Origin of the sequence: Pseudoduganella albidiflava (assembly GCF_004322755.1) — a bacterium.
Classification (GTDB): Bacteria; Pseudomonadota; Gammaproteobacteria; order Burkholderiales; family Burkholderiaceae_D; genus Rugamonas; species Rugamonas albidiflava.
Genome location: NZ_CP036401.1, coordinates 4,995,114 through 5,008,913 on the forward strand (window position 1 = coordinate 4,995,114; position 13,800 = coordinate 5,008,913).

At 66.4% G+C, this 13,800-nt stretch carries 15 protein-coding genes; 2 read left to right on the forward strand and 13 right to left on the reverse strand.

What is annotated here, in order from left to right:
• Positions 1–20: 20 nt before the first annotated feature.
• The 12 genes from EYF70_RS20695 to EYF70_RS20750 all read right to left on the reverse strand — a co-directional run bounded on the left by EYF70_RS20695 (position 21) and on the right by EYF70_RS20750 (position 10,736).
• Entirely contained in the window at positions 21–848 is an 828-nt protein-coding gene (locus tag EYF70_RS20695; RefSeq protein ID WP_131147097.1) for a type II secretion system protein, read from the reverse strand.
• On the reverse strand, positions 835–1,224 hold the full coding sequence (locus EYF70_RS20700) for a type II secretion system protein (RefSeq protein ID WP_131147098.1): 390 nt from the start codon (positions 1,222–1,224) through the stop codon (positions 835–837). Before EYF70_RS20700 ends, EYF70_RS20695 begins: the two co-directional genes overlap by 14 nt.
• Positions 1,225–1,238: 14 nt before the next feature.
• Entirely contained in the window at positions 1,239–1,715 is a 477-nt protein-coding gene (locus EYF70_RS20705; protein ID WP_131149232.1) for a type II secretion system protein, read from the reverse strand.
• A gap of 8 nt (positions 1,716–1,723) precedes the next feature.
• Entirely contained in the window at positions 1,724–3,766 is a 2,043-nt protein-coding gene (locus tag EYF70_RS20710) for a secretin GspD/PilQ domain-containing protein (RefSeq protein WP_307722062.1), read from the reverse strand.
• Positions 3,763–4,320 (reverse strand): hypothetical protein, encoded by a 558-nt coding sequence (locus EYF70_RS20715; protein WP_131147099.1) that lies wholly within the window; start codon positions 4,318–4,320, stop codon positions 3,763–3,765. The genes EYF70_RS20710 and EYF70_RS20715 overlap by 4 nt, the downstream gene beginning before the upstream one ends.
• The gene (locus EYF70_RS20720; RefSeq protein WP_229420480.1) at positions 4,317–4,874 is read right to left on the reverse strand and encodes a hypothetical protein; all 558 of its coding nucleotides are present in this window, start codon (positions 4,872–4,874) and stop codon (positions 4,317–4,319) included. The genes EYF70_RS20715 and EYF70_RS20720 overlap by 4 nt, the downstream gene beginning before the upstream one ends.
• The gene (locus EYF70_RS20725; RefSeq protein ID WP_131147101.1) at positions 4,871–5,416 is read right to left on the reverse strand and encodes a hypothetical protein; all 546 of its coding nucleotides are present in this window, start codon (positions 5,414–5,416) and stop codon (positions 4,871–4,873) included. Before EYF70_RS20725 ends, EYF70_RS20720 begins: the two co-directional genes overlap by 4 nt.
• Positions 5,413–6,222, reverse strand: a complete 810-nt coding sequence (locus EYF70_RS20730) for a hypothetical protein (protein WP_131147102.1) — start codon at positions 6,220–6,222, stop codon at positions 5,413–5,415. Before EYF70_RS20730 ends, EYF70_RS20725 begins: the two co-directional genes overlap by 4 nt.
• On the reverse strand, positions 6,215–7,921 hold the full coding sequence (locus EYF70_RS20735; RefSeq protein WP_218943705.1) for a GspE/PulE family protein: 1,707 nt from the start codon (positions 7,919–7,921) through the stop codon (positions 6,215–6,217). The genes EYF70_RS20730 and EYF70_RS20735 overlap by 8 nt, the downstream gene beginning before the upstream one ends.
• Positions 7,918–9,102 carry a type II secretion system F family protein gene (locus EYF70_RS20740; RefSeq protein ID WP_131147103.1) on the reverse strand — a complete coding sequence of 395 codons (1,185 nt, stop codon included), beginning with the start codon at positions 9,100–9,102 and terminating at the stop codon, positions 7,918–7,920. Before EYF70_RS20740 ends, EYF70_RS20735 begins: the two co-directional genes overlap by 4 nt.
• Before the next feature lie 21 nt (positions 9,103–9,123).
• Positions 9,124–9,579 carry a type II secretion system major pseudopilin GspG gene (gene gspG / locus EYF70_RS20745; protein WP_131147104.1) on the reverse strand — a complete coding sequence of 152 codons (456 nt, stop codon included), beginning with the start codon at positions 9,577–9,579 and terminating at the stop codon, positions 9,124–9,126.
• Positions 9,580–9,776: 197 nt separating this feature from the next.
• Complete coding sequence (locus EYF70_RS20750) at positions 9,777–10,736, reverse strand: acyltransferase family protein (protein ID WP_165497752.1); 960 nt, start codon at positions 10,734–10,736, stop codon at positions 9,777–9,779.
• A 430-nt stretch (positions 10,737–11,166) separates the two neighbouring features.
• Between EYF70_RS20750 and EYF70_RS20755 the strand changes: the two genes are divergently transcribed.
• On the forward strand, positions 11,167–11,451 hold the full coding sequence (locus EYF70_RS20755; protein WP_131147106.1) for a hypothetical protein: 285 nt from the start codon (positions 11,167–11,169) through the stop codon (positions 11,449–11,451).
• 175 nt (positions 11,452–11,626) lie between these two features.
• A complete protein-coding gene (locus tag EYF70_RS20760; RefSeq protein WP_165497753.1) occupies positions 11,627–12,874 on the forward strand; it encodes an acyltransferase family protein in 1,248 nt (415 codons plus the stop codon).
• Positions 12,875–13,155: 281 nt separating this feature from the next.
• Here EYF70_RS20760 and EYF70_RS20765 read toward each other — a convergent pair whose 3' ends face one another.
• On the reverse strand, positions 13,156–13,791 hold the full coding sequence (locus tag EYF70_RS20765) for an NF038129 family PEP-CTERM protein (protein ID WP_131147108.1): 636 nt from the start codon (positions 13,789–13,791) through the stop codon (positions 13,156–13,158).
• Positions 13,792–13,800 lie beyond the last annotated feature (9 nt).

Below are 13,800 nucleotides of genomic sequence, written 5' to 3' on the forward strand. Positions count from 1 at the left end.
CCGGCGGCCTGCCGCCCGGGCTATGCGGAGGAGCCCGCCGGCCCGGCCGGTTCGCCGGGTTCGGCAGGCTCGGATGGTTCGGCCGGCTCGACAGGTTCCGGCTCCGGTTCGGCCGGCTCGGCGGGCAATTCGGGCGGCACCGCCGGTTCGGCGGGCGGTTCGGCCACGGGTTCCGGCGCAGTGTCGGGTTCCGGTGCTTTCGGTGGAGTGGGCACACCCGGGCCGGCTGGCGCCACGCTGCCCGGGCGCGGCGTGGGCTGGCCCGGCTGCCCGAACGCGGGCTGGCCTGGCTGCCCGGACGCAGGCTGGCCTGGCTGCCCGGGCGTGGGCTGGCCCGGCTGTCCAGGCTTGACCTGGCCCGGCGGCAGCGGCTCCTGTCCGTCGAACGTGAACACCCATTCGGAAATCTTTTGCTTGCCGCTGAACCCCTGGAAGCGCGCCGGGAAATTGGCGATCTTGATCGCCGGGGCCGCCGACAGGCTGTGGATGCCCAGGATGCCCCTGTTGTCGGCCAGGTAGAGGATGCCCCACTCGGCCTTGCCGGTCATCGGGTCGACGAACACCTTGCGCAGGTGCCGGCGCGTGCCGGGAAAGCGCGGGTCCTTCAACAGTTCTTTCAGCGTGGGCGGCAGCCGCGGCTGCCCGGCCGGCGTGGCGGCCGCATAGCTTTTCAGCGCGTCGCTGAACTGTTCGCCGATGTGCAGCAGGTCGCGCTCGGCCTGCGCGCGCTGCAGCGTGACGCCGACCCGCACGGTGGTCGCCGCCACCAGCCCGATGATGGCCACCAGGATGACCAGGCCGACATAGGTGAAGCCGCCGGCGCGGTGCCGCCGCTCACCATTCCGCATACGGCTTGCCGCTGCGGTCATTGCCTGGAGCACCGCTCTTGATATCGGCGATGCCGCCCTGCGCCGGATCTTCCGGCGGCAGCAGTTGCCAGCTGTCGGTGGTCTCCGTGATCGGGTCGACCGGCAGCGCGCGCAGGTATTTCTTCTCGACCAGCTGTTCCAGCGATTCCGGATAGCGGCCGGTGTCGCCATAGAACTGGTCGATGACCATGCGCGTCGTGCGCAGGTTGTCGGCGAGGATGGTTTCCTTGGTCTTGTCGACACTGGGGAAATAGCGGGGCACGGCCAGCGTCAGCAGCAGCGCGACGATGCCCAGCACCACCAGCAGCTCGATCAGCGTAAAACCCCTGGCATGTTTTCCAGCCTCGTTCACCATGTGCCTGCCATTGCCTACCATTTACGATAGGGGATGCCGTTCAGGCCCACCCTGTCGGAATTCGAATACACGTCGTAGACGTCCTCGCCCTCGCGCGGCTCGTCGGCCTCGCTGGCGTAACTGCGCTTGCCCCAGGTCTGGGCGGCCGACAGCTCGCTGTCGACCGCGAACGGATCGCGCGGCACGCGGCGCAGGAAAAAGATCTTGCCACGTTTCGGATCGCGCAGGTCGGCCACGCCCTCGGCCAGCGTCTCCAGGTTCTTCGGATAGCCGGTGCTGCCGAGCGTCTTGGTGATGCGCCCATCGTCATAGGCCTGCTTGTACTCGTCGATGGCCTTGCGGATCTGGTACAGGGCCGTGCGCAGCTCCGCTTCGTTGCGGCGCTGCACGGTGACCTGCGCCGTCGGCACCACCAGCGCCGCCAGCAGGCCGAGGATGGCCACGGTCACGAGCAGCTCGATCAGCGTGAAGCCGTGCCGCCGGCGGGGCATGGCGTTCATCACTGGTCTTGCGCGGGCGGCTGCGCCGTGGTGGCAGGCGGCGGCACGGTGGTCGGTGGCGGCGGCGCGACCGGCAGGACCTGCACCGGCGACTGGGTCACGCTCGATGCCGGGCCCGGTTGCGATGTCGACAGCGGCACGCCGGCCGGCGTGCCGGTTTCCTGCGGTGTCGGCTGCGCCGCGGGTACGCCCTGTGTTCCCTGGGTTCCGTTGACGGGTGCGCCGCGCTGCGGCAACAGCACCGGCGCACGCACCGACAATTCCGGCTTGCGGCGGAAGTTCGCCTCGGTGCCGGCCGAGAATTCGGTGGCCTCCGCCGGCGGCCGCTGCAGGTTGCGCACCAGGTGCGGCGTGATCGACAGCACGATCTCGGTTTTTTGCGTGTCGTCCCGCTGCGAGCCGAACAGGCGCCCCACGATCGGCAGGTCGCCCAGCCCCGGCACGCGGTTGCCGCCGGTGCGCTCCTCGTTGTTGATCAAGCCGGCCAGCACCTGGTTCTCGCCATCCTTCAACTGCAGCATCGTCGAGGCCTGGCGCGTGCCGATCTGGTAAGCCGTCGTGCCGGACTTGGTTTCGATGGTGTTGACCAGGTTCGACACCTCGAGCGAGATGCGGATCGCCACTTCGTTGTTCAGGTAGATCGTCGGCTCCGCGTTCAGTGTCAGGCCCACGTCGATGTAGCTGACGCTTTCCTGCGCGAAGCCGGCGGTACCCGGCGAAACCGTGGTGGTGATGACGGGCACCTTGTCGCCGATCAGGATCTTGGCCTTTTCCTTGTTGCGCACGCGGATGCGCGGGTTAGCCAGCAGGTTCGAATCCGAGGCGTTGCGGTTCGCCGTGGCCGTGGCGCTGATGCCCGTGATGCTGAGGTTGCGGCGGTTCAGGTTGTCGAGGTCGTTGAGGGTGACCTTGGCGCCCTCGCCCGTCACCAGCGGGGCCAGCGTCACGCTGGTGGGCCAGGCGACGCCCAGCTGCAGCAGGCTGCTGCGCTTGACTTCGAGGATCTCCACTTCGAGCATCACTTCCGGTTCGGCCATGTCCTGCACCGCCACGATCTTCTCGGCCAGGCGGATCGCATCGGCGTTGTCGCGCATGATCACGAGGTTGAGTTTTTCATCGGCCACCACGTCGCGCGATTTCAGGATGGTCTTCAGCGTGTTGGCGACCAGCTTGGCTTCCGCGTTGGCCAGGTAGAAGGTCTTGACGACGGTTTCCTGGTATTCCTTCAGCTTGGCCGCGATATTCGGGTAGATCAGGATCGTGTTCGCATCCATCACCTGCTGTTCCAGCTGGTTCGTCATCAGCAGATAGTAGACCGCCGACTCGACGGTGCTGTTCCTCAGCATGATGGTGGTGCGGGTATCGGTCTTCACATCCTTGTCGAACACGAAGTTCAAGCCCGAGCGGCGTGAAATCACGTCGAACACCTGCTTCAGCGGCGCTTCGCGGAACTCGATCGTGATCGGCTGCTTGTAGCTCTTGGCCAGCGCGGTCTCGCCGCCGCTCGGTGGATTCCGCTCGGCGATCTCGCGCTGCAGCTGCCGGGCGCGCGGCTGGTCGGGCTTTTCGGCCAGCACCGCGTCGAGCTTGGCCGTGGCGCCCTCGAACTCCTTTTTCTCGACCAGTGCGGCGGCATCGGCCAGCAGGCGGTCATGGCGCTCGGCCATGTCCAGTGCGCGCAGCGCCATGCGCGCGCGTTCGTTCTGCGGATTGAGCGCCAGCACCCGCTGGATGTTCTGCAGGGCCAGTTCGCGCTGGCCTTCGATGGTCTGCCGCTCGGCCTGGTCGAGGTAGCGCATGACCGCGCGGTCGCGCGCCTGCAGGTAGGAGGCGCGGTACTGCGCATTGCCCGGATCCTGCGCGATCGCTTCCTGCAGCTTCAGCAGGCCGGCTTCCACCTGGTCTTTTTCGATCAGCGTGGTGCCGTCGCGATACGCCATCTGGCCGGCGCAGCCAGCCAGCGCCAGCGCCATTGCGGACAGCGCCACCACCCGGCGAACCCGGCCACCACGTATCCAGTCTCCATGAGCGTGCGTGTTCAATCCATGACTCCAATATTTAGCTTTTGCACCTGGTTCAGGGGCAGGTAAGTAACCGTCAGCGTCGGCGGCGCGATGGTATCGATGCGGTACATGCCGTCGATCACGGTGCCCGCGCGGGCCACGTAAGTGCGGTCGGGACGGGCCAGGTAGACTTCCCAGGCGCCATCGGCCACGCCCTTGCCCAGCACCGTGAACGGCAGCGGCGGCGCGGTCGGCGCGGGCGGCTCCGGCGGCGGACCGCTGGGCGCCGCGGCAGGCGGGGGTGGCGGATTGAGGTCCTGCCCGGCGAACACCCCCGCACTGCCCTTGAACGCATCCTCCCCCGTAGCGCCGATCAGCTCGGCGCGCGGAATCAGCCGGAGGATGGTGCCGTTCCCGGCGGATGCGGCCACAGCTTCGGCCGGCGCACGCGCGGCGGCACGTGGCGCCGCCACGGCCACCTGCGCCCGTTCGACCGGTTCGGCCACGCCGTCGTCAGGCGCGTTGTCGCCGAACAGCACGAGCCCGGCCGCGATCGCCAGCGCGGCGCCCATCAGCAGGTGCCGGGGTTTCACGGCGCCTCCTTCAGGTACAGCGTGATGCGCAGCCTTGCCTCGACCACCGGGTCGGCGATCGTGTCGCGCCGGAAGCTCACTTCATCGAGCGCGGCGAATGGCACCGCGGCCAGCGCTTCCAGCGCGAATTGCCAGATGTTGCGGTAGCTGCCTTTCACGGGCAGCACGATCTGGTAGGTGGTCACGGTGCTGGCCTTGTCGTAGCCGAACTTGTATTCGCCCTGGTTCAGCGCCAGGCCGGCCTTGCCGGCCAGGTCGAACAGGGTCTTGACCTGCTGCTCGGCGTGACGCTTCTCGCCCAGCGTGGCATAGAACAGCGACAGGTTTTCGTTGGCGGTCGGCGGCGGCGGTGCCTCCACCAGCGCCGATGCGCTTGGCAGCGGCCGTGCCAGCTCCTGCTGCAGCGCGGCCCGTTGCGGCAGCAGCCAGGCCCACGTGGCCAGGCCGGCCGCCAGCAGCGCCACCGCCAGGCACGCCGCGCCGCCGGCCCGCATCGCGAACAGGCGCAGCGCCAGCATCAGCGGTGCCAGCTGGATATCCGACTGCGCCTTCATTGCGCCCTCCATTGCACTTCGACCTGGAAGCGGATCGGATGGTTCGGATCCTGCTCGCCGATCTCATGGCGCACCAGCGCCGCCCCGGTGAAGAAATCCTGCTGCTTGAGCACTTGCACATAGCCCACCATGTCGTCGCTGTTGCGCGCCTCGGCGGTGATCTTCAGCAGCTGTTTCCTGGGGTCCGGATCGAGCGCCAGCAAAGCGATATTGGCCGGCGTGGCATTGCCGACCGCATCCTCGAGCTGGCGCCACGGCACGTTCAGGCGCAGGATGGCGGCATTCACGGCGGCGGCCTGCGCTTCCGGGATCGCCACCTCGGCCACGCGTGCCGGACGCTTCGACAGCGCCGCCTGGCTGGCGCGCAGGCGCTCGATCTGCTGCTCGCGCGCGGCGCGCTGGTCGGCCATCTGCATGGCGAACCAGATGCCGCCGGCGCACAGCAGGATGCCGGCGATACCGGCCGCCAGCAGGACCGGATGCAGCCGGTACAGGGCGCGCCGCCAGGTCGGCGGCGCGAAGTCGATCTGCATCGGCTTCATGGTGCGCTCCCCGGGTACGCCAGGCGGCCGGCGATGGACAGCTCGTCGCCCTGCCCCGTGTCGAGCCGTACCACGCCCACCTGCCCCGCGCCGGCCGGCCTGGCCAGCCCGGCAGGCAGGGCGCCGCACAGTTGTACCTGGGCGGGTGTGTCGAGCCCCAGCAGCAGCGCTTCGCGCCCCATCATCTGCGTGAGCCAGTAATGGTCGGCGGCCGGCGGCACCTGCAGTGCGCGCACCGCGCGCAATTGCCTTCCCTCGATCGCGGCCACGGTCAGCAGATTGTCGTGCAGCTGGCCGAACCACGCGCCGGGCCGGATCGCGCGGCACCAGCGGTTCCACGCGGTGACGAAATGCGGCACCACCTGCACCACGTGCAGCCGGTGCTCGAGCGCCACCGCATCGATCAGCGCGAGCAGCGTGCGCGGCACTGCGGCGGCGAAGAACGGTTCGGTGGAATGCCAGTCGGCCGTGACCTGCCATGCCGCAGGCCCCTCGCCATACAGCGCATGGAAGCGCAGCGCGGCGGCGGCCTCGATATCCGGCAGGCGCGCGGCGCCCGGTGGCGGCGCAACCTGCCACAGGCGGCACAGCTCGTCCGCCAGGACCACCGTCAGCGGCCAGCCAGCCACGTCCTGCCCGCCAAGCAGCGCACGCAGTGCGGCACCCAGTGCTTCGCCGCCGGGGCCCGCCACGGGCTGCTCAGCCAGCACCAGCACCTTGCCGGCGCGCCAGCGCGACGCCGCCAGCAGGCTGACCGCTCCCGTAGCGACGCCGAGGCGCACGACCTGTCCGAAAGCCCTACGCATGCAGGGTCACCCGCTTGATCTCGGCCAGCGTGGTGCCGCCCCGCTTGACGAGTTCCAGCGCTGCATGGCGCAGGCTGCGCGTGCCGTTCGCGTAGGCGGCCTGCTTGACCTGGCGAATCGGCCGCTTCTCGACGATCAGCTCGCGGATCTCGTCGTTCAGGGTGAGGATCTCGGCGATCGAGCGGCGCCCCTTGTAGCCGGTGCCGCGGCAGTCGCCGCAGCCCTTGCCGGCCATGAAGCGGTAGTCGAACACGTCGGCGCGGGCCAGGCCCACGCTGGCCAGTTCGGCGTCGTCCGGCGTGTAGTCGGCCGCGCAGTGCGGGCAGTTGATGCGGACCAGCCGCTGCGCCCAGATGCCGTTCAGCGCGGACACGAACGCATACGGGTCGATGCCCATGTGGGTGAAGCGGCCGAACACGTCGAACACATTGTTGGCGTGCACCGTCGTCAACACCAGGTGGCCGGTCAGTGCCGACTGCACGGCGATTTCCGCCGTTTCGCGATCGCGGATCTCGCCGACCATGATCTTGTCCGGGTCGTGCCGCAGGATCGAGCGCAGGCCCTTGGCGAAGGTCAGGCCCTTTTTCTCGTTGACGGGAATCTGCAGGATGCCGGGCAGCTGGTATTCGACCGGGTCTTCGATCGTGATGATCTTCTCGCGGCCGTTGTGGATCTCGGTCAGTGCCGCATACAGCGTGGTGGTCTTGCCGGAACCGGTCGGCCCGGTAACGAGCAGCATGCCGTAGGCTTCCTGGGCCAGCGTGCGCAGCGTGGCCAGCGATGGCGCGTCGAAGCCCAGCGATTCCAGCGACAGCGAACCATACGATTCGATCATGGCGCGCTTGTCCAGCACGCGGATGACGGCATCCTCGCCATGGATGCTGGGCATGATCGACACGCGCAGGTCGATCTCGCGCCCGTTCGATTCGACGCGGAAGCTGCCATCCTGCGGCACGCGGCGCTCGGCGATGTCGAGCTCGGCGAGCACCTTGAGCCGCGAGATGATCTGTTCGGCGACCTCGATGCCGCCGACCGCGGTGGCGTGATCGAGCACGCCGTCGACACGGTACTTGACGGCCAGGCCGCCCGCCGTGCTTTCCAGGTGGATGTCGGACGCGCCGACCTTCAGCGCATCGTACAGCGTGGAATTGACCAGCCGCACGGCCGGACTGGCCGCCTCGGACACCGAGGCAAACGACAGCACGGCGGCCGTCCTGCCATCCCGGCGGCCGTTCTCGGTGCCCGGCAACAGCGAATCGGTGGCCCGCGCGCCCTCCTCCTGCTTCGACAGGTAGGCGGCGATGTCGGCTTGCAGCGCGAGGCGCATCTGCAGCGGCGCATGGGGCGTGGCACGTGCCTGTGCCGACAGCCATGTCTGCAGGTCGAGGTCGAACGGATCGGCGATCACCCCGACCACCACGCCCTCATGGGTACGCAGCAGTACGCATTTCTTCGCCATCGCCTGCGACAGCGGCAGCAGGTCGAACGCCGGCGTGAACGCCAGCATCTCCACGGTTTCCAGCACGGCCAGCCCGAACGGCAGCGCCAGTGCGCGCACCACCAGGCGCGGCTCCATGCCGCTCAGGGTTTCCAGTTCCTCCACCAGCGTGCGTTTCGACGCAGCCTGGGCGGCGCGCGCGCGCGCCAGCAGCGCATGGTCGAGGGAAGCGATGGCGGTTTGCAGGGCCGGATCGTTCACGACATTTCTCCGGCAAGGTCAAAGATGGGCATGTACAGCAGTACCACGATGGCGCCCACGATCAGGCCGATGCCGGCCATCAGCAACGGCTCGAAGGTGCGCGTGAAACGGTCGATCCAGCGGGTGATTTCGCCGTCGTAGAAAGCGGCCGACTGGGTCAGCATGGGGCCCAGGTCGCCGGTGCGTTCGCCCACCCGCAACATGCGCAGCGAAATCGGCGTGGTCAGTCCGTTGGCTTCGAATGCGGTCGAGAGCGGCAAGCCCGACTCCACCGCGCCCTTCGCCAGTTGCAGGCCGCTCTTCACATTGGCCGACACCATGCCCTGCACTGTTTCAATGGCCTGCACGATCGTGATGCCTCCTTCGTTCAGCATGCCGAGTGTCAGGTACAGCCGCGACAGCTCATAGATCTTGACCCGCTCGCCGATGCCGGGCAGCTTGCCCAGCAGGCGCACCAGGCCGCCATTCGCCATCAGCCGGCGCGCTATCGCGACGAGCGCGGCCACCAGGAGCACGAGGCCCGCCACCAGCGCGCCGGTATGCGCTCCGGCGAACTGGCCCCACGACAGCATCACTTGGGAAAGCCACGGCAGGTTGCGGCCGGCGCCCTGGTAGACCTCGGCGAAGCGCGGCACCACGTAGCCGATCAGGAACATCGACACGCCGCCGCCCACCAGCAGCAGGATACACGGGTAGATGGCGGCGCTGACGATCTTCGCCCGGACGATATCGATGCGCTGCTGATAGTCGATGTAGCGCTCCAGGGAGCGCGGCAGGTCGCTGGTGCCTTCGGCGGCGCGCACGATGCCGACATACAGCGGCGGGAACAACTGGGGCTGCTCGGCCAGCACGGTGGAAAACCGCTGGCCTTCGCGCAGGCCGCCCAGCAGGCGTTCCAGCACGCCCCGCGTGGCGGGGCTGGCTTCCTTTTCCAGCAAGGCCTCGAGTGCCTCGACGATCCCCAGGCCCGCTCTCAACAGCGCCAGCAGCTCCTGGCTGAACAGCACCAGCGAGAGCGCTTTTGCCTGGCCGCGCCGCAGCGCGCCGCGCACCGGATGGATCGCGCTGACGAACAGGCCGCGCGCCTCGACCTGGCGCCGCGCGTCGGCCTCGTCGCGGCCATCGACCACGAGGTGGCCGATCACCATTTCCGGCGACAGGGTGCGGACGTCGAACTGCATGGGATCGCTGCCGGGAACGGGTTATTGCGAAGTGATGTCGGCGTTGTCGGCAGTGCCGCCCGGTTGGCCGTCCTTGCCCAGGGAAGTGATTTCGTAGTCGCCGCGCGTGCCGGGTGCCTTGTACTGGTAAGGCTGGCCCCACGGATCGGGCGGCACGCCTTTCTTCAGGTACGGGCCGTTCCATTTCGCGCCCGCTGTGGCCGGCGCCGCGAGCAGCGCCGCCAGGCCTTCTTCCGTGGTCGGGTAACGGCCGACATCGAGCCGGTATGTGTCGAGGGACTTTTCAAATGCCTCGATCTGCGCCTTTGCCACCGTGACTTCCGACTTGCCCAGTTGCGAGAAATACTTGGGACCGACATAGGCCGCCAGCAGGCCGATGATGACGATCACCACCAGCAGCTCGAGCAGCGTGAAACCGCGAGCATGCCGCTGACCAGACTGCTTTTTGCACTGCTTCCTGCACTGCGTTTTCGACATTGCTGCGCACATCCGAAACAACCTCCGATTGCCGAGTTGACGGTGAAGGCTACCACGTCATTTGCGGGTTAGACAATTTTTTATTCGCGACATGCAAAGCCGGAGCGGCGGGAGCCGCTCCGGCATGGCCTGCCCCGCCCAGCGGGAGCATGAGATGGCGGGAAAAGACCGCTACCGCCACGCCTCGGCACGCCGTCTTAAAGGATGAAGCGGACCTTCCGGCTGAGGGGAATCAGTGCGGCCGTGATCGCGAGTGAAATCGCAAGGACCACGAAGGTCATCGCCGACATGCCCACGTCGATGTACGGCTGCAATGTGCGCAGCACGAAGATGTGGACCAGGAAAATGCCGCTGGAATACAGCGCGATGCGCTTGTTGCTGCTATACAGCTTCACGTTGCACGCAATCAGGAAGACGAGCGGGCAGATCAGGATCGCTGAAGCGAAATTGTCGTATCCGCCATCATTGCGGGGATTGGTGTAGTTCCAGTAAGACTCGAGCAGCAGCAGTACCAGGCCCGCGGCGGCGCCCCAGCACAGATACGGCATGGCGATCCGCTTGTGCAGCTGGTATCGATGGATGGCGAAGCCGACGTAGAAAAACGGGAAGGCAAGGAAGAGGAAATTGCGGTGCGTCCAGTTGGTATTGCTGACCCGGTCGAGCAAGGGGTGGGCAAAGAGATGGTAGTTCCCCGCATACTGGATCGCCACGCCGCCGCAGTACAGCAGCGCCGCGACGATCATGACGGTTCGTGGTGGCCGGTGCTGCAAGATGAGCATCAGCAGGGCGGCACCGATCATGCCGCACAGGTACCAGAGATGGAAATAGCCGAAGACGAGGGTGTGCACAGCCTTGGCCAGGCCCGACAGGCCCGGGCTGAGCGCGGGAATCCACAGCAGGCCGTAGACCGCCGTCCAGAACAGGTAAAGGCCGAGTGCACGGCCGAACCAGCGGCGCGCTTCGTTACGCTGCAAGACCGGATAAAAATAAAAGCCGTTGATGATCAGGAATACCGGCACGGCGATACGGAACAAGCCATTGCTCGTCAGGTACCCCAGCGTGGGACTGAAGTCCTGCAGCAATCCCACGTGCAGACCGACCACCATGAACGCTAGTGCCAGTTTCAGGACGTCGATCGACACGTTTCGCTGCAGCATCACGGGCTCATCGACTGCTGCGCCACTGACGCGCGATGGAGAAGAAGTTATCATTCTATTATGATATTTTCTATGCCATACCTTGTAAAGTATTTTTTGGCCGTGCTACGCCGAGGGATTGCAAGGATTGCCCCTGCAGGACGCCGGCTTGCCGACCGGCTTCCTGCCTGACCAGGCTCGCGGCCCACGGGAGCAACCGCTGGTACCTGCCCCGGCGTCATCCACGATGTGTCGCCGGTGTACCTGGCGCGCCACATGACCTGTTGCCGCAGGAGAATGCATGCACGGGTTTCGGCAACCCGGCTATACAATTCGATTGGCTCATCGATCGCAGGCGCGGCGATCGGCAACACCCGCCCGCCCCCTGGAAGCTTGCGGAATCGTTGTCGCGTGCCGACAATCGGCACCTTCGCAGCGCGCGAGCACCCGGATGCCGGCCGATCGCGCTATACAGACTGTTGACTATAAGATTATAATAACGACAATAGCCGTGGCGGCGTTTCCCGCCGACACCACGGCACGCCGATTGTCGCTACGCGGAAGCGGCCCGGTGACAATGGCGATTCCGCCAGGGTTCCAGCGCGATTTTGCTCGTGAATTTGCTCGTGAATTTGCTCGTGAATTTGCTCGTGAATTTGCTCGTGATCTGCTCGTTGGCGCAGCCGCCAGCGCACCGGAATGCGAAAGCGAACGGCTGAAGAAAGCGAACGGCTGAAAGCTGTGCTGGCAGTCGTCAGCCTCTCCAATACTGGTGTTCGAGCGTTCCAGGCGTGATTTTTCAAAAACCATGGGCCAGCGGCTCGCACGGACCGGCGGCCGCGCGTAATCCCAAGCAAGAGTGAGTAATGAATATGGCAAAACCGGAACCTGGTGCGGATGGCGCTGGACATGTGGCTCCGCCGGCAAAGGACAAGGGCTTCTGGGCGCTGAACTGGCTTCGCTTCCTGCTGGCGATGTACCTGGTCCTGTTCCATACCTTGCGGTTCAACTATGCGCCGGTGGCCGACAACTGGCTGGCGGCCAGCCTGGGCCTGGGCAATATGGCCACCAGCGTATTCTTCGTCCTGTCCGGCTTCCTGCTGACGCATGCCTACGTGGTCAAGAAAAACGGCCGTGACATCAACAAGCGCAACTTCCTCATTGCGCGGTTTTCCACGCTTTATCCCTTGCACCTCGCCTGCCTGGTGCTTGCCATCGTCGCCGTGGGAGGCAAGCTCTTTGCATATGGCGGCATTCCGGTCTATGTCGACAACTCCGCCACGGCGACGAGGTTCCTGGAACAGTGGGAAGTGGGCGTGGCACTGCTCATGAGCATTACCCTGACGAATGCCTGGAATCCCCTTTACCTGGTGTTCAACGGGCCATCGTGGTCCCTGTCGGCCCTGGGCTTCTATTACCTGCTGTTCCCGGCCGTCGCGCTGCGCATTTATCGGATGAAGTCGCTCAAGACGGCGCTGGTGGTGCTGGCGGTACTGTTCCTGCTGCCTGGCCTGTTTGCCGACCTGATGCATCGCTCGGACGCGCTGACAACCGGCGTGCTGCACAGGAATCCCATCGTCCGGCTGCCATTGTTCATTGCCGGCATCGTCCTGTGCGTGATGTTCACGCGCAAGACGCCGGGATCTTCCCCCGCGCAAACGTTCATGCTGGGTTCGCTCGTCGTGGCGACCACCGTGCTCGCCACGGTCTTGCGCTACCACGACAGCCGCCTGCACATCATCGAGAACGGGCTGTACTTGCCGGCCAGCGTTGCGATCATCTGGCTGTGCGCGGACATGAAGCCCACCCTGCACGACAAGGTGCGCTACTGGGGTGACCGCCTGGGTGCCGTGTCGCTGCCCGTATTCCTGCTGCACCTGCCGCTGTTCTCCGTCTTCCGCAAGATCGAGCAGGTCATCCTGGTATGGCCATCGTCGAACGGCAGCCTGAGTACGGCGCTTGCCACGGCAAGCCACGTCAAGCAGTCCCTGTTCTTCTATCCGGTCTATCTGATCCTGCTGGTGACGGCTTGCGTCCTGGTCCAGGAACACTTCGTGACGCGCGTGCAGAAGGCGATCCGCAACCGCTTCTCCGACCGGAGCGACGCGAAGGCGCAGGCAGCAACCGCAACGCGCGAACCGACTACCGGCACTTACTGACCTCTCGCCAGCGCAAGGCCGGCGCTGTTACTCGGCGCCGGCGCCCTTCGCCCGGCAACCCGGCGTATCGCCGCTTCCGACGTTGCTGCTACGTGCCCGGCAAACATTCGCCGCTTCCTCTCCCGCCAGTCGGTGACGACGCTGGAGCCTTTCCCATGTGGCGGATACCGTTCAGTCCGACACAATCGCCTGCCCGGCGGCGCTGCCAACCCTGCCTGTCCAGCGCCCAAAAAAAACCAGCCGCGCTCCGGGGAGCGCGGCTGGCGGTTGATGCGCGCAGGTCAGGCGCGGCGGCGGGCGGCGCCGGCGACCAGCATGGCGCCGATGCCCAGCATCAGCCACGATGACGGTTCCGGCACCGGCGAGATCGCGGCGGCGTCCGAGTAGCTGGCCGAAGCGAACGACCCGCTGCCGCCCACCGTGGTGGCGGGAGCCCACGTGATGTCGGCCAGCCTGCCATCGGCGGCGGACGAACTGCCCAGGGCCGTGGTGACGCCGGCATCGTAGGCCCAGATCGCGAAGGTGGAACCGTAGGCACCGCCCGACAGGTCGACGTTATCGCCGCTGAACGTGACGTTGAAGCTCAGCACTTGACCGTAGTCGACGGCCCGGAACAGGCTGTTGAGGCTGTCGCCATTGCCGATCACGTAGCCGGTGGCCTGCGAACCCGTCACCTGGCCGATGGTTTCCACCACCGCGCCTTCGTCGAAGCCCTGGAAGCCGCTCAGCGTGACGGTGGTGGCCGGCGATATGCCCGGGTTGGCCGGGTTGTACTGGAAGTCGAGCCAGCCGGTATCGCCGAACATCGAGGTATCGATGCTGACGGCCAGCGTGGTGTCGGCCAGCGCGGCGCTGCTGCCGAAGGCCAGCGCCAGCGCGGCAATGGCGGTACGCAGTGTGAGTTTGTTCGCGTGCATGTTCTTTTC

What these genes read in the sequence shown, in the direction of transcription:
- EYF70_RS20695 (WP_131147097.1), bottom strand. Translation starts at nt 848, where the DNA reads ATGCGGAATGGTGAGCGGCGGCACCGCGCCGGCGGCTTCACCTATGTC.
- EYF70_RS20700 (WP_131147098.1), bottom strand. Translation starts at nt 1,224, where the DNA reads ATGGTGAACGAGGCTGGAAAACATGCCAGGGGTTTTACGCTGATCGAG.
- EYF70_RS20705 (WP_131149232.1), bottom strand. Translation starts at nt 1,715, where the DNA reads ATGCCCCGCCGGCGGCACGGCTTCACGCTGATCGAGCTGCTCGTGACC.
- EYF70_RS20720 (WP_229420480.1), bottom strand. Translation starts at nt 4,874, where the DNA reads ATGAAGGCGCAGTCGGATATCCAGCTGGCACCGCTGATGCTGGCGCTG.
- EYF70_RS20725 (WP_131147101.1), bottom strand. Translation starts at nt 5,416, where the DNA reads ATGAAGCCGATGCAGATCGACTTCGCGCCGCCGACCTGGCGGCGCGCC.
- EYF70_RS20730 (WP_131147102.1), bottom strand. Translation starts at nt 6,222, where the DNA reads ATGCGTAGGGCTTTCGGACAGGTCGTGCGCCTCGGCGTCGCTACGGGA.
- EYF70_RS20740 (WP_131147103.1), bottom strand. Translation starts at nt 9,102, where the DNA reads ATGCAGTTCGACGTCCGCACCCTGTCGCCGGAAATGGTGATCGGCCAC.
- gspG (WP_131147104.1), bottom strand. Translation starts at nt 9,579, where the DNA reads ATGTCGAAAACGCAGTGCAGGAAGCAGTGCAAAAAGCAGTCTGGTCAG.
- EYF70_RS20750 (WP_165497752.1), bottom strand. Translation starts at nt 10,736, where the DNA reads ATGCTGCAGCGAAACGTGTCGATCGACGTCCTGAAACTGGCACTAGCG.
- EYF70_RS20755 (WP_131147106.1), top strand. Translation starts at nt 11,167, where the DNA reads ATGCCGGCCGATCGCGCTATACAGACTGTTGACTATAAGATTATAATA.
- EYF70_RS20765 (WP_131147108.1), bottom strand. Translation starts at nt 13,791, where the DNA reads ATGCACGCGAACAAACTCACACTGCGTACCGCCATTGCCGCGCTGGCG.